Annotated in this window: 19 protein-coding genes and 1 riboswitch; of the genes, 8 read left to right on the forward strand and 11 right to left on the reverse strand. The window is 74.0% G+C overall.

All coding sequences use genetic code 11. The features are described 5' to 3' along the window. Nucleotides 1-6: 6 nt before the first annotated feature. Together ACIPN7_RS11205 and ACIPN7_RS11210 are read left to right on the forward strand one after the other, a co-directional pair. Nucleotides 7-645: a TetR/AcrR family transcriptional regulator gene (locus ACIPN7_RS11205; protein WP_400541309.1), complete on the forward strand. Its 639-nt coding sequence runs from the start codon at nt 7-9 to the stop codon at nt 643-645. 125 nt (nt 646-770) lie between these two features. Continuing rightward, nucleotides 771-2,060, forward strand: a complete 1,290-nt coding sequence (locus ACIPN7_RS11210) for an MFS transporter (protein ID WP_400541312.1) — start codon at nt 771-773, stop codon at nt 2,058-2,060. 102 nt (nt 2,061-2,162) lie between these two features. Here the strand turns inward: ACIPN7_RS11210 and ACIPN7_RS11215 are convergent, their stop codons facing one another. The 6 genes from ACIPN7_RS11215 to ACIPN7_RS11240 all read right to left on the reverse strand — a co-directional run bounded on the left by ACIPN7_RS11215 (nt 2,163) and on the right by ACIPN7_RS11240 (nt 8,404). Next, nucleotides 2,163-2,924, reverse strand: coding sequence for a DUF427 domain-containing protein (locus ACIPN7_RS11215; protein ID WP_400541315.1), 762 nt, complete (start codon nt 2,922-2,924; stop codon nt 2,163-2,165). A gap of 142 nt (nt 2,925-3,066) precedes the next feature. After that, nucleotides 3,067-4,623, reverse strand: a complete 1,557-nt coding sequence (locus ACIPN7_RS11220) for a glycosyltransferase family 39 protein (protein ID WP_400541318.1) — start codon at nt 4,621-4,623, stop codon at nt 3,067-3,069. A gap of 72 nt (nt 4,624-4,695) precedes the next feature. Beyond that, nucleotides 4,696-5,439: an energy-coupling factor transporter transmembrane component T family protein gene (locus ACIPN7_RS11225; RefSeq protein WP_400541321.1), complete on the reverse strand. Its 744-nt coding sequence runs from the start codon at nt 5,437-5,439 to the stop codon at nt 4,696-4,698. Then, the gene (locus ACIPN7_RS11230; protein ID WP_400541324.1) at nt 5,436-7,133 is read right to left on the reverse strand and encodes an ABC transporter ATP-binding protein; all 1,698 of its coding nucleotides are present in this window, start codon (nt 7,131-7,133) and stop codon (nt 5,436-5,438) included. Before ACIPN7_RS11230 ends, ACIPN7_RS11225 begins: the two co-directional genes overlap by 4 nt. Continuing rightward, nucleotides 7,123-7,749, reverse strand: coding sequence for an ECF transporter S component (locus tag ACIPN7_RS11235; protein ID WP_400541327.1), 627 nt, complete (start codon nt 7,747-7,749; stop codon nt 7,123-7,125). The genes ACIPN7_RS11230 and ACIPN7_RS11235 overlap by 11 nt, the downstream gene beginning before the upstream one ends. Continuing rightward, nucleotides 7,742-8,404 carry a YkoF family thiamine/hydroxymethylpyrimidine-binding protein gene (locus tag ACIPN7_RS11240; protein ID WP_400541330.1) on the reverse strand — a complete coding sequence of 221 codons (663 nt, stop codon included), beginning with the start codon at nt 8,402-8,404 and terminating at the stop codon, nt 7,742-7,744. The genes ACIPN7_RS11235 and ACIPN7_RS11240 overlap by 8 nt, the downstream gene beginning before the upstream one ends. Before the next feature lie 73 nt (nt 8,405-8,477). After that, nucleotides 8,478-8,563: riboswitch (TPP riboswitch) on the reverse strand. 166 nt (nt 8,564-8,729) lie between these two features. On the opposite strand from ACIPN7_RS11240, the gene ACIPN7_RS11245 reads away from it, so the two are divergent. The 6 genes from ACIPN7_RS11245 (at nt 8,730) to ACIPN7_RS11270 (ending at nt 15,539) form a co-directional block, all read left to right on the forward strand. After that, nucleotides 8,730-9,881 (forward strand): ABC transporter substrate-binding protein, encoded by a 1,152-nt coding sequence (locus tag ACIPN7_RS11245; RefSeq protein ID WP_400541333.1) that lies wholly within the window; start codon nt 8,730-8,732, stop codon nt 9,879-9,881. Beyond that, complete coding sequence (locus tag ACIPN7_RS11250; protein WP_400541336.1) at nt 9,878-10,735, forward strand: ABC transporter permease; 858 nt, start codon at nt 9,878-9,880, stop codon at nt 10,733-10,735. Before ACIPN7_RS11245 ends, ACIPN7_RS11250 begins: the two co-directional genes overlap by 4 nt. Next, on the forward strand, nt 10,711-11,511 hold the full coding sequence (locus tag ACIPN7_RS11255) for an ABC transporter ATP-binding protein (protein ID WP_400541339.1): 801 nt from the start codon (nt 10,711-10,713) through the stop codon (nt 11,509-11,511). The genes ACIPN7_RS11250 and ACIPN7_RS11255 overlap by 25 nt, the downstream gene beginning before the upstream one ends. Next, nucleotides 11,508-12,866, forward strand: a complete 1,359-nt coding sequence (locus tag ACIPN7_RS11260; RefSeq protein WP_400541342.1) for an LLM class flavin-dependent oxidoreductase — start codon at nt 11,508-11,510, stop codon at nt 12,864-12,866. The genes ACIPN7_RS11255 and ACIPN7_RS11260 overlap by 4 nt, the downstream gene beginning before the upstream one ends. 1 nt (nt 12,867) lies before the next feature. Continuing rightward, on the forward strand, nt 12,868-13,953 hold the full coding sequence (locus tag ACIPN7_RS11265) for an LLM class flavin-dependent oxidoreductase (RefSeq protein ID WP_400541345.1): 1,086 nt from the start codon (nt 12,868-12,870) through the stop codon (nt 13,951-13,953). Nucleotides 13,954-14,189: 236 nt separating this feature from the next. Beyond that, nucleotides 14,190-15,539 carry an ABC transporter substrate-binding protein gene (locus ACIPN7_RS11270; protein WP_400541348.1) on the forward strand — a complete coding sequence of 450 codons (1,350 nt, stop codon included), beginning with the start codon at nt 14,190-14,192 and terminating at the stop codon, nt 15,537-15,539. Between the two features lie 165 nt (nt 15,540-15,704). Here ACIPN7_RS11270 and ACIPN7_RS11275 read toward each other — a convergent pair whose 3' ends face one another. From ACIPN7_RS11275 to ACIPN7_RS11295, 5 genes are all read right to left on the reverse strand, one after another. Then, entirely contained in the window at nt 15,705-16,013 is a 309-nt protein-coding gene (locus ACIPN7_RS11275) for an EthD family reductase (protein WP_400541351.1), read from the reverse strand. 268 nt (nt 16,014-16,281) lie between these two features. After that, nucleotides 16,282-17,256 carry an MsnO8 family LLM class oxidoreductase gene (locus ACIPN7_RS11280; RefSeq protein WP_400541354.1) on the reverse strand — a complete coding sequence of 325 codons (975 nt, stop codon included), beginning with the start codon at nt 17,254-17,256 and terminating at the stop codon, nt 16,282-16,284. Between the two features lie 89 nt (nt 17,257-17,345). Then, a complete protein-coding gene (locus tag ACIPN7_RS11285; protein ID WP_400541357.1) occupies nt 17,346-18,620 on the reverse strand; it encodes a glycoside hydrolase family 71/99-like protein in 1,275 nt (424 codons plus the stop codon). Between the two features lie 61 nt (nt 18,621-18,681). Next, a complete protein-coding gene (locus tag ACIPN7_RS11290) occupies nt 18,682-19,713 on the reverse strand; it encodes an aldose 1-epimerase family protein (protein ID WP_400541360.1) in 1,032 nt (343 codons plus the stop codon). Between the two features lie 139 nt (nt 19,714-19,852). After that, complete coding sequence (locus ACIPN7_RS11295) at nt 19,853-24,103, reverse strand: glycosyl hydrolase family 28-related protein (protein ID WP_400541363.1); 4,251 nt, start codon at nt 24,101-24,103, stop codon at nt 19,853-19,855. Nucleotides 24,104-24,154 lie beyond the last annotated feature (51 nt).

Below are 24,154 nucleotides of genomic sequence, written 5' to 3' on the forward strand. Positions count from 1 at the left end.
TAGGACGTGTCGCAGAGCGAGCGCGCCGAGGCGCCCGAGAGCGCGGAGCCAGGGAGCACATCACGGCCGCGCGGCCGGTATCCGAAGGGGATCCTGCGGCGGCAGCAGATCCTCGACCGCACCATCGACGTGTTCGCCGAGCTGGGGTCCGAGGGCACCAGCCTGCGCGCCATCGGCGAGGCGATCGGCGTGAGCCACGCCGCCCTGCGCCGGTACTTCGAGACCCGCGAGGAGCTCTTCCTCGAGGTGCTCCGCGAGAAGGACCGCCAGGCCCTGGCCGACGCCCGCGAGAGCGGAGCCGCCCCGACCGACTTCACCGCACACCTCGAGGCCTACGCCCGGCGCACGCCGGGCCTCATGGCACTGCGGCACAGCATGGTGGCCCGGGCACTGGAGTCCGGCAACGAGCACTCCCGCACGTTCTTCGTCGAGCGGTACCGGTCATTGCGCGACGAGGCGCTGGCGATCCTGCGGCTCGCCCAGGCCGCGGGCACCGTGCGGTCCGACATCTCGCCACAGGTGGCGGCCTCCCTGGTGATCGCCGCCATGGACGGGCTCTCGACGCAGTGGCTGCTCGACCCGGACGTCGACATGCTCCAGGGGATGACGCTCCTGGAGGAGCTCCTCCGGTCGACCGAGGGATAGCGCCGGACGGGGCACGAAACACGGAAGAGAGGCGGACCACAAAAAGTTCCACGCGGAACTTTTTGGTGTTACGTTGACTCCTGCCCGGGCACCGCAGCCCGGAATGCTCGCAGAGAGAAGCCGACGTGGACGCCAACCCCCATCCCGTGCCCACCGACGCCGGCCCGACGGCCGTCGCCGCTCCCCCGACCCCGAACGGCGGCGCCGAAGAACGGCGCTCGCGCTATCCCCAGGTCGCGATACCGCTCGCCATCCTGGGCTTCTCGATCGCCCTCGTCCCGCCTCTCGTCGTCACGATCGCACTGCGGCTGCGCGAGCTGGACATGGACGGCGCCGCCGCCGACCTGGGCCTGATCCTCGGGGTCGGTGCGGTCTTCTCGCTGATCGCCAACCCCCTGGCCGGACGCTTCTCGGACCGCACGACCAGCCGCCTCGGCATGCGCAAGCCCTGGATCTTCTCCGGAGCCGCAGTGGGCTACACCGGGATCGCCGTCATCGCCTTCGCCCCGAACGTGCCCCTCGTGCTCGTCGGCTGGAGCATCGCGCAGGTCGGCCTGAACTTCGCGCTCGCGGCCCTGGTGGCCATGCTCCCGGACCAGGTCGGGCCCGAGCGGCGCGGGCGGACGGCGTCGTTCATCAGCCTGGCGCAGAACGTCGGCGGCGTCGCCGCGACCTTCCTCGTGCAGCTCTTCCCGTCCGGGCTCGTGCAGTACCTGGTGCCCAGCCTGATCGGTGTCGTGCTGATGGTCGTCATGGTGGCCCCCGTCAAGGACCGCGTGCGGACGGAACGCACCCGGGAGCCGTTCGGCCTGCGGTCCCTCCTCGGCTCGTTCGTCTTCGACCCGCGCAAGAACCCGGACTTCGGCTGGGCGTGGCTGACGCGGTTCTTCCTGACCACCACGCAGTTCACCGCGACCAGCTATCTCACGTACTTCCTCATCGCCCAGTTCGGGGTGTCCGACGCCGAGGCGCCCACGCTGGTCTTCCAGGCGATCCTCGCCAACGCGGTCGGCATCGTCCTCGTCGCGCCGCTGCTCGGCTGGCTCTCCGACCGGCTCCGCCGCCGCAAGCCGTTCGTGATCATCTCCTCGGCCATCGCCATCGTCGGGCTGATGGTGATCGCGCTCGCGCCGTCGATCGAGGTCGTGCTCCTCGGCGAGCTCGTGCTCGGCGCGGGACTGGGCGCGTTCTTCGCCGTCGAGCTGGCCCTGATCGCCGACGTGCTGCCCAGCTCGGACACCGCGGGCAAGGACCTGGGCGTCGCCAACCTCGCGCAGTCCCTCCCGCAGTCGCTCATCCCGGTCGCGGCGCCCGGCCTCATCGCCGCCTTCGGGTACCCGGGTCTCTTCCTCACCGGTGCCCTTCTCGGGGTCCTCGGCGCGGTCAGCGTCACGCGTGTCCGGAAGGTCCGCTGACCCGGACGCCGCCAGCGTGTTCCCGCCGCGGGCGGACCGGTCCGTCCGGAGACGATCCAGCAACGGACAGACCGGTCCGTCCAGGGCAGGGCGGTCCCGGGGCTACGACGGAACGATCCGCTCCCCGTCGACGTAGACCTCCAGGTCGGGGCTCTTCTCGGGCCAGAAGCAGACCAGCCCCGCGACCCCTGCCGCCTCGCGCAGCGGGGTCTCGTACCCCCAGGCCGCGTCGTGGACCTTGAGGCCGCCGGCGGTCACGGACCAGTACCGCGCGGTCCCCTTGTACGGGCAGTAGCTCACGGCGTCGGTCGGGCTCAGCAGGTCCATGCGCACGTCGACCCGCGGCAGGTAGTACCGGGGCACCAGCCCGGTCTCGGTCAGGATCACCGGGCGGTGCGAGTCGGCGACGACCTCACCGTTCGCCACCACCCGCACGTGGCGGCTGGAGTGCAGGGTGTCGACCCGTACGTACGGGCTGCGCCCGTGGAAGTGGATCACCTCGTCCTCCTCGAGCCAGGTGTCCATGGCCGACCAGGTCAGCGTGTACGAGCTGCGCATGCCTTCGGTCGGCGCCTCGGGAAACCGCTGGGCGGCGCGCCTCAGGACGCGGTCGCCGAGCACGACGTCGAACAGCTCGCTCGGCCCGAGCACGCGCGAGCGCTCGCCCTCTCCGGCCGGGCGCAGCTCCGCCCTGACGTCCTCGGGCGCGAAGAAGTACCGGGGGGCGTACGAGTACTCCCACACCAGCAGCGGCACCACGGCGTCGGCGACTGTCTCGCCTGCGCTGAGGGCGCGAATCCGGGTCAGGCCGCGCTGGACCGTTCCTGGCTGGATCGCGAACGGGTTCTGCACGATGTCGGGCACTGCGTCGCCTCTCGATGTCGGTCGCGTCACGCGACCGCACAAGCACGGCCACTGACGCCTCACCCAGACACCAACCCGACAAACCACCCCAATATTTCACCCGGCCCGTGGTGCGAGCAGCGCCTGGGTGGGTCAGCGCGGATCAGTCGAGGTGCCGCAGCTCCGGCCACAGGGCGTCCCAGCCGTCCGCCGGGCCGCGGCACTCCAGGATCGACACGCCCTGTTCCTCGTTGTCGACGCCCACGCCGTTGTCGAGCCGCCCCCGGACCGCGCACTCCTCGAACCGGCTGTCCCACGCGCCGGGGGCCTCGGTCAGGACCAGCGCGACTGTCGAGGACGCCGGGGGCGGTCCGTACTCCCACAGCTCGTTGTGCCCCGAGTACACGGCGGGCAACCCGAGCTCGGGACCGTACCGGTCCACGGCCCCCGCCTCGCCGTAGTTCTGCGTGAGGACGACCGTCCGGTCGCGGTCCTCCGCGGGGAGCGCCACGTACACGTCGGCGACCTGCCGTACGTACTCGGGCCAGCCGACGGCGTCCTGCGCCGAGGAGTTGATGTCGGCGACCGGCGTGCTGCCCAGCACCGCCACCGGTACCAGCGGCAGGCTGATGACCAGGCAGATCGCCGCGTTCAGCGCCACCGTCACGACGACCGCCCGCCGCCAGGCGGTCCCGGCCCAGTCCACGATCGGCACGCAGCCCGCGGCGAACAGCACCGACAGCAGGCCCGTCGCGTAGTACGTCTGGGACCCGGCCACGTAGGTGAACGCGAGCAGCACGGGGTACGCGACCACCAGGAAGCGCAGCAGGGGCCGGCGGCGCCACAACCACACCAGCCCCACGAGCCACACCAGGGTCAGCGGCACGCCGAGCGTGAGCAGCTGGAACAGCCACATCTCGGAGCGCACGTCGGCGGCGTTGTTCTCGCCCAGCGCCGCACCCATCGCGAGCTGCGGCCAGCCGTTCGTGGCCTGGAAGACCAGGTTCGGCAGGCCCACGAGGAGTGCGACGACGGCGCCGGCCCACGGCCAGGGCGTCGCCAGCGGCCACCGGTCCGGGGCTGCGGACCGGCGCAGCATCCGCCACGGCCAGCCGACGACCAGCCCCACCAGGATCCCGCCGAGGAGCGCCACCACCAGCAGCTTGTTGTACAGCGCGACGCCCGTGACCAGCCCCGCGGCGAGCCACCAGCGGGGGTCCCGCTGCACGGCCCGGATCACGCACAGCAGGACCGCCGGCCACATGACCAGGTCCAGGCTCGAGGTGAGCAGCGTGTGCCCGAACGCCACGGGGATCGCCGCCGTCCCGTAACCCCAGGCGGCCAGCGCCTGCGCTCCCCCGCGCCCACCCAGCTCACGGGCGACGAGCGCGATCACGACGATCGCGGCCAGGTGCGCGAGCGTAGCCGGGATGCGCATGACGAGCAGCGTGTCGCCGAACAGCTCGGCGAAGGTCCGCGCCAGCCACGGCGTCAGGGGCGGCTGGTCCACGTATCCCCAGCCCGGCTCCAGCATGCGGAAGTACAGCTCGTCCCGGTGATATCCGTACCGGGTGCTGGTCGCGGTCAGCAGCACGCCGAGCACCAGCACCGCGGCGCCTACCGGACGCCACGCCACGTCGGGCCGCGGGCCGGAGGGCCGGACCTCGGCGGGGTACGCCGGGCCGGGGAGCGGGTCGGGTGGTGCGGACGCGTCCGCCATGGTCCGGAGCGTACCGACGGCGCCGGGCGGCGCGCCAGGAAATGGCGCGCGCAGGGCCGGTCCAACCGGGCGTCAGAGGCCGAGGTCCACCGCCGCGGCCGCCACCCACGCGGCCAGCACCACCAGCACGAGCACGACGTCCCCCCGGCCGATCGGGACGGGACGCCACACGGTGCGCGGGCCCTCGCCGAGGCCCCGGGACTCCAGCGCCAGCGCGATGCGTTCGGCCGACCGGATCGAGGTGACCAGCAGCGCGAAGGCGGCCCGCCCGGCGTCGGGCAGGCCGAATCGAGGACGCCCGCGTCGCAGGGGCGCACGCACCGCCTGCGCCGCCCGGACGGTGGCCCACCGCGCGGGCATCGCCGCGAGCATGCGGTGGCCCGCCAGCACCGGGTAGGCGTACCGGGGGCTGAGGCGGGCGTGCTGCACCAGGCTCACCATCAGGTCGCGGGGCGGCGTGGAGGCCAGGAACCCGATCGTGAGCACGCCGATGACGAGGCCGCGCAGCGCGAGGGCGACGCCGACCGTCAGTCCCTCGACGCTGACGGGCGTTCCCGGGACGAGCGGTGTGCCCGGCCGGCTGAGGCCGTTGACGGCGACCAGCCCCAGACCGAACAGGACGAACGGGACCTGGCCCAGCACCAGGGTGCGCGGCGGGACGCGGGCGGCGGCCCCGACCGCGACGACCGCGAGCGCGTAGAGGCCCAGCAGCGGGCGCGGGTCGAGGAAGCCGAGGGTGGCGAGCGAGGCGGCCAGCAGGATCGCCGCCTTGACCGTCGGGTTGCGGCGGCCCAGGTAGGGGGTGGCGGCCGTCATGCGGCCACGCCCAGGGTCAGGGCGGCGGCGTCCATGGCTCGCAGCACCTCGACCAGCTCCCGGCCGTCGCGCACCTCGTGCGCCAGCCGGCGCAGCAGGGCGGGTGGGCGCAGGCCCGCGCGCGCGAGCAGCGCCTCGTCGCGGAGCAGGTCGAGCGGAGCCGTGTCGGCCAGCAGGGTGCCGTCCGCGAGCACGAGGACGCGGTCGGCGTAGCCCGCGACGGCGCGCAGGTCGTGGCTGGAGAACAGGACGCCGCGGCCGTCCGCCGCGGCGTCGCGCAGCGCCCGGAGCACGCTCACCGAGGCGTGCCGGTCCAGGCTGAAGCCGGGCTCGTCGGCGAGCAGGAACGGGTGCTCGTGCACGAGCATCGCGGCGAGGCTCAGGCGGCGCTTCTGCCCGCCGGAGAGCCGGTAGGGGTTGTGGTCGGCGAGGCGGGTGAGCCCGAAGCGGGCCAGGGCCTGCTCCACCCGGGGCGCGGCGTCGGGCGGCAGGCCGTGCGCCACCTCCTGGCGCACCGTCGTCGCGGTGAGCTGGTGCTCCGGGTTCTGGAACACGAGCCCGGCCCGGGGGCCGTGCACGCTGCCGGCGGCCGGCCGGTCGAGGCCCGCGAGGCAGGTCAGCAGCGTGGACTTGCCGCTGCCGTTGGCCCCGACCAGCGCCGTGGTGGTCCCCGGGTGGAGCTCCAGGTCGACCCCGCGCAGCACCGCGCGGCGTCGGGCCCGGGGGCCGCGCGCCACGGACAGGCCGCGGGCGCGCAGGGTGGGGCCGTCGGGCTGGAGCGGTGCTCCGCCGTCGGGCATCGCGGGTGAACCGGGCGCGGGCCGGGCTCCCGGCGCGGCGTCGTCCCGGCCGAGCTCCCGCAGCAGGCGGGCCGCCAGGGACTCGCCGGCGAGGGGTCGCCCCAGGAGTGCCCGCAGCTCCAGGTCGAGCGGGAGCCAGCAGCCCTCGCCGACCAGGTCCCGGAGCATCGGCACGGTGAGGTCGGCGACGGCGACGTCGTGCCGGACCCGCCCGTCGGCGCCGAGCACGATCCAGCGCTCCGGGAGGGCATCGGCCCCGGCGTCACCCGCCAGCTCGTCGAGCCGGTGCTCCACGAGCACCCAGGCGGCCCCGGTCGTGCGCCGGACGTCGTCGAGCGCGCGCCGCACGGCGTCGATCCCGTCGGCGTCGAGCATGGAGGTCGGCTCGTCGAGCAGCAGCAGGACGGGTGAGGGCGCGATCGCCGCGGCGAGCGCCACGCGCTGCAGCTCCCCGCCCGACAGCTCCGCCGTCGCCCGCCCGGCCAGGGCCGCCGCCCCGGCCCGATCGAGCGCCGTGCGCACGAGCGGGCCGATCGCGGCCGGGTCGACGGCGAGATTCTCCAGCGGGAACGCGACCTCGTCGAGCACGTCGGGGAGGCAGACCCCCGACTCCGGGTCCTGGGCCACGACGCCCACGACGTCGGCGAGCCCCGCGATCCCGGTACCGGCCACGGACCGGCCGGCGACGCTCACCGCGCCCTCCACCTGCGCGTGGACCGCGTGCGGGACCGCGCCGTGCAGCAGCCGGAGCAGCGTCGACTTGCCGGAACCCGACGGGCCGAGCACGAGCACGCTCTGCCCTGCGTCGATGCGCAGATCGACGGGTCCCACCCCGTCGCCGGTGCCGTAGACCGCCTCCAGGCCGGTGGCCTCGACGACGGCGTCAGCGGTCACGGCGCACCACGGGCCCGCGGAGCGCGGCGTCCGCCCGGCCGATGGCGAACTCGTCGAGCACGCCGGTGCCGTACAGGCGGTCGACGATCACCTTGGCGAGCAGGCCGCCCAGCAGGAGACCGGAGACGAGCTGCATTCCCAGGCGCAGCGCCAGGATGTCCTGTCCGTACCAGCCGAACCGGAACGCGGACCACACGAAGACCAGGCCCGCGCCCAGCAGGCCCGACACCGCGTACACCCCCCACCCGAACCGGCGGTAGCGGGTCAGCGCGAACGGGAGCTCGCTGCCCGCGCCCTGGATCGCCGCGGCCACCAGCAGGAGCGGCCCGACCGGGGAGCCCAGGAACACCACCTCGACGACGGACGCGATCACCTCGGCGATGATGCCCACGAACGGCTTGCGGATGATCGCGACCGCGATCGGCGCCACCAGGAGCCAGCCGCCCAGCAGCACGTGCTGGGCCAGGTCTCCGGCCGGTCCCATCGCCACGGCGAGCCCGTTCCACGCCTGCACGAGCGCCCAGTACAGGAAGCCGAACACCACGCCGAGCATCACCATGAGCACGATGTCGCGCAGCGGCAGCCGCGCCCGGCGGCGCGTCGTCGGCTCACTCACCGGTGCCGCCCGCGGTGTGGCTCGGGCTGTTCACGGAGAGGGTGAGGTGGCTGGTGACGTGCTGCACCGTGCGGCCCGCGAGGACCCAGCCGGCGAAGGCGCTGGCGAGGACGCGGCCGGCGTCGCCCTCCAGGCGGGTGACGAAGTGCTGCGAGCCGCGGAACGTCCCGTTGTCCTTGGCCAGCTCGATGGCGGCGTAGATGTCGCGCATGTGGTCCGGCGTCACGTCCGCGCGGACGTCGTCGGCCAGCGGGTACAGCGCCCACTCGGCCGAGACGAGCCGGCCGGTGTCCCTCCCCCGGGGCACCTCGGTGACCCGCGGGCCGGCCCCGCCGGGCAGGTCGCAGGCCACCTCGCCCGGGCAGCCCCGGGACAGGTGCACGGTGATCGCCGCGTGCCTGCCCGACGCCGCGATCCCGGCCGTCAGGTCGGTCACGTACCGCAGCAGGTCGGCCTCGGCGCCGCCCACATACGTGCTCACGTCGCCGGTCTCGACGACCAGCCCCGTGGTGTCGGCCTGCCGCAGCGCGCCCAGGATCACGTCGACGTAGTCGTCCGACATCACCGCCGCGGTGATCCGCGCGCCGACGCCGAAGCGCATCGGGTCGCCGCGCAGCTCGGCGGTCTCGTCGGTCGCGGTGGCGTGGTCCGCCATCAGGTCCTCCCCTGTCCGTCGGATATCCGTCGGGCACGGGAGGACGGGACCGGTACGGCCGCGTCCTGAGGTCGCTTCCTGCGCCGGCATGATCCGGATCAGGTTCAACGGTCGGAGTTCGATTACTCCCTCTCAGCCCGGCATACCGGACTCCCGTGCTCGGCGCCCACCATAACAGCGCGCACCACACCACCTGGACATTCCGGCCACGCCCATCCCGGTGTCCGAATAGTGAGAGCAATCGCCCAGGCCCTGGTCAAGCCCGGGACTCGCGCCTATACCTCGCCGTCGTCAGGAGACCCGGCCCCGACGATCGGACGCCCTCATGCCCCTCCGCACACCCGCCAGAGCGGCCTCGCGCCGCCCGACGAACCACCGCACCGCGACCTCGGCCACGTCCTCGGCCACGGCACCGACCCGCGGCGCCCGCGCCGCCGCCGCCGTCGCCCTCGTGCTGCTCACCTCCGGCTGCGCCGTCGGAGCGCAGGCCGACGACGACGGCGCGGGCAACCTCTCCCCCGATGCCGCACTGCCCGCCGAGGTGCCCGCGGGTACCACGCTCGCGATCGGCGACCCCACGACGCAGAAGGCCTTCGAGCTGGCCGGCGACGAGATCGACTCGGACTTCGACTTCGAGATCGAGTGGGCCAACGTCTCCGGCGGCCCGCAGACCATCGAGGCGTTCAACGCGGGGGTGCTGGACATCGGCGCGGTCGCCGAGATCCCGCCGATCCACGCGGCCTGGACCGGGCTCGACGTGCAGATCTACGCCTCGCAGTACCGGGAGGACTGGGCGGAGCACCCCGTCTACGAGCTCGCCGGCGCTCCCGGCGTCGAGCTCGACGACCTGTCGGACCTGCGCGGCAAGCGGATCGCGTTCAGCCCCGGGCAGGCCCAGGGCGCGCTCGTCCTGAAGTCCCTGCGGTCGGCGGGGCTCGGTCAGGACGACGTGGAGCTGGTCGAGCTGCCGTCCACCGGCGACGTGTACCCCACCGCGCTGGCCGCCGGTGAGGTCGACGTCGCCCCGGTCGGCGGCACCGCGTTGCTGCGCTACCTCGACAAGTACGCGGCGGACGGAGCGACGTCCCTGCGCCACGGTCTGCGGGACGACCCGAGCCACCTCTACGGTCCGACCGACGTCGTGCGCGACCCCGCCAAGGCAGCCGCGCTGCGCCAGTACGTCACCGCCTGGGCCCAGGCGCGGGTCTGGATCTACGAGAACCCCGAGATCTGGAAGGAGGGGTACTACGTCGAGGACCAGGGGCTGACCGAGGCCGACGCGCAGTACCTCATCGACACCGCGGCCCGGCCCGAGATCCCGTCGGACCTCACCGACGGGATCGAGCGCACCCAGGACACGATCGACCTGCTCGCCGGCGAGCTCGACCGGCCTGCGCTGCGGGCCACCGACCTCTTCGACGAGCGGTTCGGTCCCGTCGCCGGCGAGGCCGCCGAGCAGGCCTGGAGCACGTCGTGACCGCCGTCGTCCAGGCCCGCCCGGCCGCGGCCCCCGGGCGCCGGGCGATCGAGCCGGGGGCTGACGTCCGCCCGGGGATCCGCCGCCTCGGTCTGCGCAAGCCGGTGCCGCTGGCCGCCGGCGCAGGTATCGCGCTGCTCCTGGCGGTCTGGGCCGCCGGCTCGGCCACCGGGCTCATCGACCCGCGGGTGCTCTCGGCCCCGTGGACGGTGGTGACCACCGGCGTCGGCCTCGCGGTCGACGGCAACCTCGTGGAGAACCTGGGCGTCTCGCTGGCCCGGGCCGCCCAAGGCCTCCTCTGGGGAGTGCTGGTGGGGGTCGTCCTCGCCCTGCTCTCGGGCCTGAGCCGCATCGGTGAGGCGCTGCTCGACGGGCCGATCCAGGTCAAGCGCGCCGTCCCGAACCTCGCCCTGCTGCCGCTGCTCATCCTGTGGTTCGGGATCGGCGAGGAGATGAAGGTCATCACGATCGCGCTCGGCGTGTTCATCCCGATCTACCTCCATACCCACAACGGGCTGCGGTCGATCGACAAACGGTACGTCGAGCTCGCCGAGACCCTCCGCCTGGGGCGCCGGCAGTTCGTCACGCGCGTGGTCCTGCCCGGCGCGCTGCCCGGGTTCCTGCTGGGCCTGCGCTTCGCGGTGACGGGCTCGCTGCTCGCGCTCGTCGTGGTCGAGCAGGTCAACGGCACCGCCGGCATCGGCTACATGATGGAGCTCGCGCGCACCTACGGGCAGACCGAGGTCATCGTCGTGGGCCTCGTGGTCTACGGCGTCCTGGGCTACACCGCGGACTGGTCCGTCCGCCTGCTGCAGAGGAGGGCGCTGACATGGCGACGCACGCTGGAGGACTGACCGCGACTGCCGGGCAGCCCGCCGAGGCGGGACGCCCCGCCGTCGTCGTGCGCGGCCTGGTGCGGACCTACGGGACGCCCGCCGGCGTGCTCGACGGGCTCGACCTGGAGATCGCCGCGGGCGAGTTCGTCGCGATCCTCGGCCGGTCCGGGTCCGGCAAGAGCACGCTGCTGCGGGCGCTCGCCGGGCTCGACCACGACGTGCGCGGATCGGGCGAGGTCCAGGTGCCCCGCAACGTCTCCGTCGTCTTCCAGGACTCCCGGCTGCTGCCCTGGGCACGGGTGCTCGACAACGTCGTGCTGGGCCACGAGGCCCCGCCGGCCGAGGCCCGCGCGGCCGGGCGTGGCGCGCTGGCCGAGGTGGGGCTCGCCGGGCGCGAGCGGGCCTGGCCGAACGAGCTGTCCGGCGGTGAGCAGCAGCGCGTGTCGCTGGCCAGGTCGCTGGCCCGCAGCCCGGAGCTCCTGCTCGCCGACGAGCCGTTCGGCGCCCTGGACGCGCTGACCCGGCTCCGCATGCACGACCTGCTGCGCGACCTGCTGCGGCGGCACCGGCCCACCGTCCTCATGGTCACGCACGACGTCGACGAGGCGATCGTGCTGGCCGACCGGGTGGTCGTCCTCGACGCCGGACGCATCGTGCTGGAACGCCGGACCCCGTCGGCGGGGACACCCGGCGACGTCGGACACGAACCACGCGACGACGCCCACGACCCGCACCGCGCGCTGCGCGCCGAGCTGCTCGACGCGCTCGGCCTGGACCGAGAGGACACCCCATGACCGCGAACCACCGCCCCGGACGACTCAACCTCAACGCGTTCCTCATGAGCAGCGGGCACCACGAGGCGTCCTGGCGCCTGCCGGAGAGCAGCCCCGACGCCACCGGTCACGACATCGCCCACCTGCGCCGCCTCGCGCGGATCGCCGAGGAGGGCCGGCTCGACTCGATCTTCTTCGCGGACGGGCCGGGCCTGCAGGGCGACGTCGGACGGCGTCCCTCCGGCACGCTCGACCCGCTCATCGTGCTCACGGCCATCGCGGCGGCCACCGAGCGGATCGGGCTCATCGCGACGGCGTCGACCACCTACAACTCGCCGTACAACCTGGCGCGGCGGTTCGCCTCGATCGACCACGTGTCCGCGGGTCGCGCGGGCTGGAACGTGGTGACGACGGCGGGCCCGGAGATCGCCAAGAACTTCGGCCTGGACGACCAGCCCGCGCACGCCGAGCGCTACGCGCGGGCAGCCGAGTTCCTCGACGTCGCCTACAAGCTCTGGGACTCGTGGGAGGACGACGCGATCGTGGCCGACAAGGCCGCGGGCATCTGGGCCGACGGCACCAAGATCCACCCGCCGGAGCACGCCGGCCGGTACTTCTCGGTGGCGGGCGCGCTCAACGTGCCGCGGTCGCCGCAGGGCCGGCCGCTGATCGTGCAGGCCGGGTCGTCCGAGGACGGCAAGGACCTGGCGGCGCGGCACGCGGAGGCCGTCTTCACCGCCCACCAGACCCTCGGCGACGCCCAGGCGTTCTACCGGGACCTCAAGGCCCGCGCGGTCGCAGCGGGGCGGGACGCCGACGGCGTGCGCATCCTGCCCGGCATCGTGCCGGTGATCGGCGCGACCGAGGCCGAGGCCCACGCCAAGGAACGGGAGCTGGACGAGCTCATTCGGCCCGAGTTCGCGCAGCGCCAGCTCGCGCGCACCCTGCGGCTGGCGCCCGAGGACCTGCCGCTGGACCGCGAGCTGCCGGCCGACCTGCCCGACGAGGACGAGATCGAGGGCGCCAAGAGCCGCTACACGCTGATCGTGCAGCTCGCCCGCCGCGAGCGGCTGACGGTGCGGCAGCTCATCGGCCGGCTCGGCGGCGGACGCGGGCACCGCACGTTCGCGGGTACCCCGGAGCAGGTCGCCGACGCGCTGCAGGAGTGGTACGACGCCGAGGCCGCCGACGGGTTCAACATCATGCCCGCCGCGCTGCCGTCCGGGCTGGAGCAGTTCACCAGCCACGTGCTGCCGATCCTGCGCGAGCGGGGGCTCTTCCGCGGCGAGTACGAGGGCACCACGCTGCGCGAGCACTACGGGCTGGACCGGCCGGCCAACCGGTACGCCGCGCTGAGCACCACGACGGGAGCCTGACATGGCCGACGACATCCTCTGGTACATCCCCAACCAGACGCACCCCGGCCACCGCGGGGACGACGCGACCCACGGGCACAACAGTCTCGACACGCTGACCGAGCACGCCACCCAGCTCGAGAAGCACGGCTGGGACGGCGCCCTGCTGGGCACGAGCTGGGGGCGCCCGGACACGTTCACCGTGGCCACCGCCCTGGCCGCCCGGACCACGACCTTCGAGCCGCTGATCGCCGTGCGGCCGGGGTACTGGCGCCCGGCGCACCTGGCCTCGGCGGCGGCCACGCTGGACCACCTCTCGGGCGGCCGCGTGCGGATCAACATCGTCTCGGGCCAGGACCACCTGGCCGCGTACGGCGACGCCGAGGGCGACCAGGCGCACCGCTACGCGCGCACCCGGGAGTTCCTGCAGATCGTGCGGCGGCTCTGGACGCAGGAGTCGGTCACCTACGCCGGCGAGCACTTCCAGGTCACCGACTCCACGCTGGACCTGCGCCCGGTGGCCCGGCCCGGCCGCCCCCACCCGCGGCTCTATTTCGGCGGCGCGTCGGCGGCGGCGGAGCGGGTCGCCGCCACGGAGGCGGACGTGCAGCTCTTCTGGGGCGAACCCCTGGACGGCATCGCGGAACGGATCGACCGCCTGCGCACCCTGGAGGCCGAGCTCGGGCGCGAGCACGCGCCCCTGGAGTTCGGGCTGCGCATCACGACGTTCGTCCGCGACACCACCGAGGAGGCGTGGGCCGATGCCGAGGCGAAGGTCGCACAGCTGGGCGCGCGGGCGAACCACGAGCAGCCGGGCGGCCGCCCGTGGGGCAGGGCGTCCGCCGTCGGACAGCGCCGGCTGCTGGACCTGGCGGAGCGGGGCGACGTGCTGGACGACATCCTCTACACGGCGCCCGGGCGCGCCGGTGGCGGGGGCGCCGGGACGACCTGGCTGGTCGGGACGGCGCAGGAGGTCGCCGCCGCGCTGCGGAAGTACGAACGGCTCGGCGTGACCCACTTCGTGCTGTCGGACACCCCGTACCTGCCCGAGATCGAGCGGCAGGGCAGGGAGCTGGTGCCCCTGCTCCGCGGCGAGCGGGAGCCCTGACCGACCGGTTCACCGCTCACGCCGCGGACTCGTTCAGGAGATCGGCGCCGAGGAGTTCATCCCCTGGCACATCGGCGCCGTCACCTGACGCGCCGCCTCCGCGACGCGTCCTCGGGCGGCTGCGTCCGCGCACACCACGGTTCCTCCGTGCGCGCCACACCCGGGATCCTCCGAGGTGGCGCTACCGTACGGGTGCCTGTCTGGCAACGTCGACGCCGACCCGAAACGGAGCTCCTGTGGCACGAGGCACCGGCATCCCCCGCCGCACCGGCGCGCTGCTCGCCGCGACGGGGGTCGCGGCGAGCGTCCTGGCCGGGTGCGGGACCTCGCCCGTCACCGGCGCGGCGGCCGACCTGTCCCCGGACGCGGTCTCCGCCGCGCTCCAGGAGGGCGGCGACCTGCTGGTGTGGGCCTGGGAGCCCACGCTGGACCAGGTCGTCGAGAGCTTCGAGGCCGAGTACCCGAACGTCGACGTGGAGCTGGCGAACGTCGGAACGGGCAACGACCACTACGTGGTGCTGCAGAACGCGATCAGTGCGGGCTCGGGCGTGCCCGACGTCGCGCAGGTCGAGTACTACGCCCTGCCGCAGTTCTCCATCGCGGGGTCGCTCGCGGACCTCGCGCCCCTCGGCGCGAGCGGGCTCGACGGCACCTACTCCCCCGGGACCTGGGGTTCGGTGACCGACGGCGACGCCGTGTACGGCCTGCCGATGGACTCCGGCCCGATGGCGCTGTTCTACAACGCGCGGACCTTCGAGGAGGCCGGCGCCGAGGTACCGGCGACCTGGGACGAGTTCGTCGAGGCGGCACGGAAGATCCACGCGCACGACAGCGACACCTACCTCATCGCGGACGACGGCAACGCCGGGTTCGCGACGTCGATGGTCTGGCAGGCGGGCGGGACGCCGTTCACCGTCGACGGGACCACGGTGACCGTCGACCTTGCCGACGAGGGCTCGGCCCGGTTCGCCGGGATGTGGCAGCAGCTCCTGGACGAGGACCTCGTGGCGAAGGTCCCGGAGTGGTCGGACGAGTGGTTCCAACGACTCGGCGACGGGTCGATCGCAGCGCTGGTGACGGGCGCCTGGATGCCCGCGAACCTGGAGTCCGGCGCACCCGGGGCCTCGGGCGACTGGCGCGTCGCGCCCATGCCGCAGTGGACGGCGGGCGCCACCGAGACGGCCGAGAACGGCGGCTCCGCGCTGTCTGTCACCGAGGCCAGCACCCAGAAGGCCCTGGCCTACGGCTTCCTGCAGTACGCGAACGCCGGCGACGGCGTGCAGGTGCGGCTCGACCACGGGAACTTCCCGGCCACGACGGCGGACCTCACCAGTCCCGAGTTCCTGGGCAAGGAGCCGGAGTACTTCGGCGGCCAGAAGATCAACGAGGTGCTCTCCGCGTCGGCCACCGGCGTCGTCCCCGGCTGGCAGTACCTGCCGTACCAGGTCTACGCGAACAGCGTGTTCCCCGACACCGTCGGCCAGGCGTACACCGGCTCGACGCCGTTGGCCGACGGCCTCGGCGCCTGGCAGGACTCGATCGTCAAGTACGGCAACGAGCAGGGCTTCACCGTCTCCGGATCGTGAGCAGTACAGGCACGTCCGGTCGGGCTCGACGGCACGACCTCGGTCGTCGCCGTCGAGCCCGACCATGCGCCCATCGCTGAGCCAGACGAGCGTGACAGCCCCCGTCCCCCCGCCTCACCGGTGATATCTGCCAGGTCGCATGCGCACGGCCGATGGTTGGACTTTCTACCGGATCTCCACGTCGAGGAAGAGGCCGGTGATCTTGCCGCCGGTCGCTTCGATCACGGCGCCGAAGAACGCGCCGCCCTCGGGTGACGCCGTGGCCGCCGAGGCCTCGTCATAGCCGTCGAAGAACAAGTCGAGGGTGCGGTAGGCCGGCGTCGGCGTGCCGTCCTCCTTGGGCCAGACCCGGCTCGACTCCAGGCGCCGCAACCCAGGGAGGGCGCGCGCCTTGTCGAGCACGTCCGGCAGGACGGCCTCGAAGGCGTCGGGAGAGTCGAGGTTGTCGATGATGATCTCAACCTTGGTAGCCATGATGCTTCCTTTCTCGTAGTGAGCCCTGTAGCCATCGGATCACCCCGCGACTCCAGTAGACTGACTAGTCACTCTACTACCGGCTGAGCCATGTTGGGAAGTGGGACCATGCCGAGTCCGGGAGATCAACGACTCTGCCACCTCGCCGAGATCCTGGCGCGACCGAGCACAGCAGTTGCTGCCAGGATCGGCCGATCCTGGCAGCAACTGCTGTGGTCAACGTCGTTTCGAGGCGGCGGCAGGTTGTTGTGGACTCCGCTGTCCGGAGCTAGCCGAGCACCAGGTCACGCAGCGCGGCATCCGAGGCTCCTTGGGCGTCCCGGTCGTACGTCGAGCTGAACGCCATGATCTCCTCCGTCCCCGTGACCTCCGCCAGCCGGCCGAGGTGGCTGCGCACCGTGTCCGGCGACCCGACGGCGCCCTGCGCAAGGTGCGCCTCGACGCGGTCGCGCAGCTGGTGGGTCCAGGGCCGGTCGCGGATCGCCTCGACCGGCTCCAGCGGGCCGAACTCGCCCGTCTGCCGGGACCGGGCCATCGCCCACGCCTCCGGCAGGGCCAGCTCGCGCGCCTCGGCGTCCGTGTCCGCGACGAGGACGTCGAGCGAGACCGTCACCGACGGCTCCGGCGCGCGGGGCGAGGGGCGGAACTCCCTGCGGTACGCCGCGAGTGCTTCCGGCAGCGCGGGGCTGTCGAGCACCGGTCCGCCGATGACCACCGGCAGCCCGAGCCCGGCGGCGACGGCCAGCCCCCGCCCGGTGGCGAGCACGTAGACCGGGACGATGCGTGCGGCGGCGGGCCGGGCGGTGATCGCCGCGGTGCCGTCGAGATGGTCGCGCAGCTCCTCGATGTCCTCCGGGAAGGTGTCCGGGGCGTCGGACCCGTGCCGGAGCGCCCGGCGAACGGGTGCCGTGAAGCCGAGGGTGCGTCCGACGCCGAGATCCACCCGGTCCGGGTAGAGGGCGTCGAGCATGAGGAACTGCTCGGCCACGACCAGCGGCTGGTGGTGCGGCAGCATCACGCCGCCCGACCCGATCCTGATCCTGCTGGTGCGGGCACCGAGGGCGCCGAGCAGCACCGGCGGCGACGCCGAGGCGATCCCCGGCACGGCGTGGTGCTCGGCGACCCAGAAGCGGTGGTAGCCCAGCCGCTCGGCCGCCATCGCCCGCTCGACGGTGTGGCCCAGCGCGGCGGCATCGGAATATCCGGCTCGGGTGCGGGAACGGTCCAGGAGGGAGAGCCTCACACGAGCCCTCAACAGCGGCGGGACCCGGGCACTTCCCGCGCCGAGGGGTTGCCGCCGCCGCGGGTGATGCGGCGGCAACCCCGCCCCGGCTACGGCTGCGGACGCGTGGGCCGCGTCGCCGTCACCGGCAGCTCGCCCCGCAGCATGCGACCCCCGTCGTTCGTCAGGCGCAGGTAGTAGTCCGACGTGCAGGCCGTCCCGTCCTCGTCGAGCGCCCAGATGCCCGAGCCCGCCGGCACGTCTCCCGCCGACGCGGCGGTCTTGGCGATCTGGTTGCCCTCGTTGTACTCGTCGAACATCGAGATGTACGCGCTGGCCACGCCCGCCCGCGCGTGGTTCCAGAACTGCCGCCACATGAAGTCGCCGTGCGCGCGCTGCCGCTCCTGCAGGTCGCCCGGGAGCACGCAGGGCTGGTAGTCGATGCCCAGACTGGTGCACTCCGCCAGGTCGGGGACTGTTGCGCGCGCGTAGAAGTCGTCCGCGCCGCCGACGGTGCTGATCCGCCCGACGAGCCACGGCGAGATCATGTCGAACGACCGGTAGACGTCCGCGAAACCGTCCCGCGAGTCGTCGCCCTCGGTGCGCCACCAGGTGGGCACACCGCCCATGACGTAGCAGCCCTGCGCCTGGAACCAGTCGACGACCTCCTGGCACTCCTGCGGCGTGAACGGCCGCTGGGGGTCGTCGAACCCGAAGCCCCAGATGCCCACGACCGGCTTGCCGTTCTGCCGCGCGTAGGCGGACGAGGCCGTGTGGGCCGACATCTTGCCCGCCCAGTCCTGCGTGATCTGCGAGCGCATCTGCGGCCAGTCGCTCACGTCGTACATGACGTAGAACTTGACCCCGGTCCGCTCCGCGGCCGACCGGACCCGCCCGGCGACGGCGTCGCGCGTCGGCCCCTCCGCCCCGAACGGGTTGAACCGCTGCAGCGCCGCCGTGTGGATCCCGTTCTCGGCCATCCAACGCAGGTGGACGTCGACGGTCTGCTGGTCGTAGGAGGAGAAGAGCCGCGCGGGGCGGCCGTCGTTCAGCGCGGGGAACGCCGTGCCGTAGGTGGCCGCGTACTCGCGAGTGTCGGGCCACGACTTGATCGCGGAGTTCGTGGTCGACGGCGGCTGGTCTGCCTGGCGGGCCCAGTGCCACCACAGGTCGATCGGGGCGCCGTCGCCTCGGCAGGCGAACCAGCCCTGGTAGCCGGCGGTGATCTTGCCGACGACGTCGCCGGGCGGGCTCACGGCGGCGGCCCGCGACGCGGCGGCCGCGGTGGGCGTCGCCGCGGCGGACGACACGGCGCCGGGTGCGGCGGCAGCCGTCGCCGCGACCGTCGCGGAGAGGCTGAGGAAGGAACGTCGGGAGATGGTCATGTGGTGTCCGTTCGTCGAGGTGGCGGGGCACGACGTCGTCGTCGCGCCCCGGGTACGTCGATCACGTGCGGTGCGGCGGAGCGGTGGGTGACCTCCCTTCGGCCGGGATCCGGTCGACGTCGAAACGCAGGGAGTACGAGACGGACTCCCCCGGCGCGAGCACGGGCAGGGTGCCCGCCTCGCGCGCGGCCACGCGGCCCTGGATCGCGGGGGCGTTGGCCGGTTCGAGCCCGAGGACGTTCTGCCCGGGGGCGAACATCTTCCACTGGTAGAGCACGGGCAGCGTGGCGGTCGGGAACGTGAGGGTCAGCCGCAGGCCGAGCGCCGGGTTGGACACCACGGCCCGCCCCGTGCCGGGCGCCAGGTCGTGCCGGTGCACGCGCTGGCGGTAGCCCGGCTCGGGCGCCGAGACCTCGCGCCACGGGTCGCCCACCGCGTCCGGGCCGTCGGGCTCGACCCGCTCCGAGGAGACGTCGAGCCCGGCCGCCTCGGACACCAGCGGCCACCCGAGGTTGGCGTGGTAGAGCACCAGGTGCGGCTCCGGACGCCACCCCTCGTTGGTCACGGTGTCCTCGACCGTCACCCACGTCGACCCCAGGCCGGCCCGGATCCGGCGGCGGAGCACCAGGTGCTCCTCGTGCAGGGCGGCCTGCCGCACGACGCCCTCCACGACCAGCTCGTCGCCCACGACCGCGGCCCGCTCCAGGCTCGCCGGCAGCGAGGTGAGGCGGCCGTGCTGCGGGAACCGCCGCCCGCCGTCGACCACCGGCGAGCCCACGTGGTCGAGGCCGCAGGTGACGAGCAGCCCGCCGCCGAACGACGTCCCGAAGTCGTCGGCGCGGTAGAGGCCGGGGGCCGAGAAACCGGCGGGCGCGAGCCACGCGAGCGGCACCCCGTGCACCGTCAGCGCGCCGAGGTCGAGCGCCCGGTCGGGCAGGACGTCGAGCTCCAGCCCGCCGCCGGTCACGAGCCGCAGGCGGCGGGCGCCCCGGGCCGGGCCGTCCGCCTCGACGACCTGCTCGACCCGGGCCACCTGCGCCAGCGACCCCACGCGCCGGGCGACCTCGTCCCGCGTCAGTCCTGCGATGCGCACAGATCCGGGTTCCTCCCGCGGTGCTGCCATCGGTGCCCGACTCCTCTTCTCTCGACAGGGTGGGCCCGCCCTTCGGGCCCACCGCACGCGGGTCTCCCCCGCGAGTCCTCCCCCGGCCGCGCCCGCACCGGCCGCGGCGTCAGCCGCAGGCCGCCGCGTCGTACGGCAGCGCGACGACGCCGGCCGAACCGTCACCGCCCGTCACCGTCATCGCGACCTCGCCGGCCGCGACCGACCGGGAGCGCGCCGGCAGCGCCCGGCGGGCGTCCGCGCCGGGTTCGAGCTCCGCGACCTGGCGCTGCCCGAACGGCGACGCCAGCCGGACGGCGAGCACCTCCGGCCCCACGTTGCGCAGCCGCACCACGACCTGGGCCCGGTGGCCCGTGCACCGGGTCACGGCCCGGGCCTCGACCCAGGTCTCGGGGGCCGGCTCGAACGTCGCCACCAGCCGAGTGTCGGCCGCGAGCGCGAACGTGTACCGGCTCGCGGACGAGACCGTGCCGCCGTCGGCGTCCCGCCAGCCCGCGAACCGCGAGCCCGGCGCCGCCTCGGCGACGGCGGTGACCGTGCCGCCGGTCTCGTACCGGCCGGGCTCGGCCTCGTTCCCCTCGATGCGGGCGGTGCCGCCGTCGTCCGCGGTCACGGCGAGGGCCGAGGTGGTCATGTTGATCGCCATCGGGTTGACGATCGTGACGGGGCCCCGGCTGGTCGTGCCGTTGTAGCGCATGAGGTTGACGACCGTGACGGCGCTGGACGCGTCGGCGTCGACCGTGTGCCCGCCGGGACCGAGGTTGTCGGTCCCGAGGTTGAAGGCCGTCACGGTCGCGCCGTCGCTCGCCACGATCCCGTCGTGCGAGCCGTAGGCGAAGGTGTTGCGGACCTCGAGGTCCTGCGCCCCGACGGCGTGGACGAGCACCTCGCGCTCGCGGCTGACCCCGTCGATCACCTGGGCGAAGAGGTTGGTCTCCTCGACCCGGCCGGGCAGCCCGTACGCGTTGCGGGTCATGACGTTGCCGTTGGACAGCACGCCGTCCACGACGCCGTCGGACGCCGCGCCCACGCGCACGCCCTCGTCCAGGAAGATGCCGAGCACCCGCCGCACCAGGAAGCCGTCCGCGCGGTCGGTGAGGTCGACCGCGTTCCACGCGTTGTCGAGGCCCACGTTCTCGACGTAGACGCCCGGGGCGTCGCCGCGCACGGCGAACGGGTAGGGCACCGCGCCGTCGGGCGACGCCGGGTTGTTCTCCGGGTGCAGCACCCGCAGACCGCGCACGCCGGCGTCCTGCCCGGCGAGCGTCACGACGGCGGGTGCGGCGGCGGCCGCCGCGACGGACGCGTCGTCGGTGCCGTCCTGGCGGCCCTCGTAGGCCATCAGCACCGTACCGGACGACTCCACGAGCGAGGTGCGGTTCGGCACGGCGGACGCGCCGCGCAGCTCGACCCCGGCCGGCACCGAGAGGTGCCCGCGCACGGTGTACCAGCCAGCCGGCAGGTACACCACGCCGCCCCCGGCCCGCCCGGCGTCGTCGAGCGCGGCCTGGATGCCGGGCGTCGCGTCGACGTCCGAGAACTGCTTCGGGGTGCGCGGCACGTCGTAGGGCGCGGCCGTGACGTCGAAGATCCGCCCGTCCGGCTTCGGGGCGGTCCGGGTCACGCCCGGCCGCGGAACCTGGCCGGGTCCCTCCAGCGTGTGGACCGTCCCTTCGAGAGCGCCGCTGACGGCGGTGTCGGTGAGCTTGACGTAGCCCGCGGAAGTGTTGCGCACCGCCGCCTCGGATCCCTCCAGGACGCTGGAGGCGAAGGCGGACCCCCACCGCTGGTCGGAGTTCTCGACCAGGACGGCGACGTCGGTGTCGACGATCTCGGCGTCCACGAACACGCCGGTGAACGAGGCGCGCGGCCCCTTGACCAGCTTGACGCCCACCGCGTAGTCGGCGGCGTGCAGGCCGACGAACTGGTCCCACTCGAGGTCGGCGAGCACGAAGCCCGTCCCGTGGGCACGGGTCCAGGCGTCGAGCACGGCCCGGTCCGGCGCGCCGTAGGCCGCACCCGCCCCGGCCCAGTAGCCGTTGTCGAAGCGCACGTCCTCCCAGACGCCGACGTCGGCCCCGTTGTACCCGGCGGCGCCCTCGCGCAGCACCGTCCCGGAGACGTTGCGCACGTTCGCCAGCTCGTGCCCCTGGGCTCCCGGCCCCTCACCGCGGTCGTTGCGCATCGTCGAGATGCCGATGCCGCGGTAGGAGTTGAGGAACGTGAGGTCCTGCACGGTCGAGAGCATGTAGTTCTCGTTGCCGATCCAGGCGAGCCCCGGCACCTCGACGGTCCACCCGTAGGGCACGGGGTCGGCGGCGTCCTGGTCCGGGTAGTACGTCGTCAGGCCGACGACGCCCGCCGAACCGCCCACGCGCAGCAGCGGCGGGCCGTCATCGCCCGACGGCAGGTGCGCCTCCAGCACGGTGCCGAGCCCGGCGGGCGCCCCCGGGGCGCCGACCGGCTGCTCGTCCAGGTCGCGATGGTCGCCGCGCAGCGTGCAGTAGGCGAACACCTCCAGGGTGTCGCTCACCCGGTAGGTGCCGGCCGGCAGCCACACCGTGCCGCCCCCGGCGTCGCGGCACGTCGCCAGCGCCTCCTGGATCGCGGCGGTGGAGTCTTCCGCCCCCGTGGCGTCCGCCCCGAAGTCCGTGGCGTCGAGGTCGGCGACCACCACGTCGTCGGTCGGGAACACCGTCCCGACCACCCGCGGTGCCAGGTCCACGAGCCGCGCGTCGCGCACCTCGAGCGCGGTCAGCCCGTAGGCGCCGCGCTGCGCGGCGAGCTCGTCCAGGGCGAGGCGCACGTAGCGGGCCGTCGTCTCCTCGAACCGGGTACGCACCGGGGTGGCGCCCAGCGAGCCGGCGGTCGCGACGGTCCGGAACTGCGTGCCGTCGTCCGACACCTGGACGCGGTAGACGTGCGCGTAGTCCGCGGTCCAGTCCACCAGGACGTCGTCGAACGTGGTCGCCTCGCCCAGGTCGACCTGGACCCAGGCCGAGTCCTCGTCGCGGCCGGAGAACCACGCGGACCCGGTGCCGTCGGTCACCGCGCCGGGCGTGCCCGCGCTGGTGGAGCTCGCGGTGGCCGTGGCGCCGCGGGCGAGGTCGGTGGTCCGCTCGACGGCGAGGAAGGTCTCCAGGGCCTCCTGCAGCGTGTCCGTCGCGGCGTCGATCTCGGGCCCGGACGCGTCGGGGTCGTCCAGCACGGCCTGCGCGGCGGCGATCGCGGCACGCAGCACGCCCTTCGACCCGGCGGGGAACTGTCCGTCGCGCCCGCCCTCGCGCGCCGCGTAGTGCGCGACGTCCGCCTGCTGGACGAGCTGGCGCAGCCCGACGGCGGGGTCCACCTCGCGCGGCACGACCGTCACCGCGAGCGAGTCGATCCGCACGTCCTGCGCGGAGCCCTCGACCGAGAGCCGGAAGTCCGACCCGTTGGCGCGGTTGGTCAGCAGGGCGTCGTCCAGGAGCCACGCCCGCGAGGTCCACGTGCCGTCGTCCGCCAGCTCGTGCCGGGCGGACGGGCGGAACATGTCGGGGATCGTGTCGCCCGGCGAGTCGTACTGGAGGAACATCGAGCCGCCGCCCTGCTGCACGGTGGCGTCGACCAGCACGCGGTCGCGCACGTCGCGCGCGTAGGCGTCCGAGACGTTGGCGTAGACGAAGTTCGTGCCCTGGGCGCGGCCGGTCTGCCAGTACCCGCGCCCGTCGGCGGTGCCGGTCACGAGGCCGGCGGTGTCGTCCCCCGCCCGGACGGCGATGCCACGCTCGGCCACGGCCGGACCGAGGTCCACGCTCGTGCCCTGCGCCACGACGCGCACGGCAGCGACGGTCAGCTCACCGTCAGCGCCCGCGAGCTCGACCTCCGGGCCCGCCCCGGCCGCCGCGCCCGCCGACAGGGTCCCGGCGGGCAGCACCACGACGGTGGTGGTCCAGCCGTCGCCGTCGGCGTCCGCCTCCGGTGCACCGGACGGCGTCCCGGCGCCGCCGGCCGTGGCGACCACGGTCTCGCCGGCCCGGTGGTCCACGACGAGATAGCCCGGGGTGCCGTCGAGCCGGCCCACGTACTCGTCGGCGAGGTCCAGCGCGAGGCGCTCCGCGCCCGCCGCCCCGTCGGTGCGCCAGTAGGCGCGCCCGGCGTGCTCGCCCGTCGTCTGCCCGCCCGCCGTGGGCGCCGTGGCGACGGCGATCCCGTGGGTCAGCGGGGTCGCCGACAGGTCGGCGCCGACCCCCGCCGGGTAGCGGTCGACGTCGACCAGCGGCCCGGCGGCGGCCGGGGCCACGAGCCCCGCCGTCGTCAGTGCCACGGCCGCGGCCGTGGCCGTGGCCGTGGCCAGCACCCGGGCTCTTCCTGCGTTCATGTTCATCCTCAACACCTTTGTTCGGACTGACGTGAATGGGACGTGCGGGTC

The organism is Promicromonospora sp. NPDC090134 (genome assembly GCF_044746965.1).
GTDB lineage: Bacteria > Actinomycetota > Actinomycetes > Actinomycetales > Cellulomonadaceae > Promicromonospora.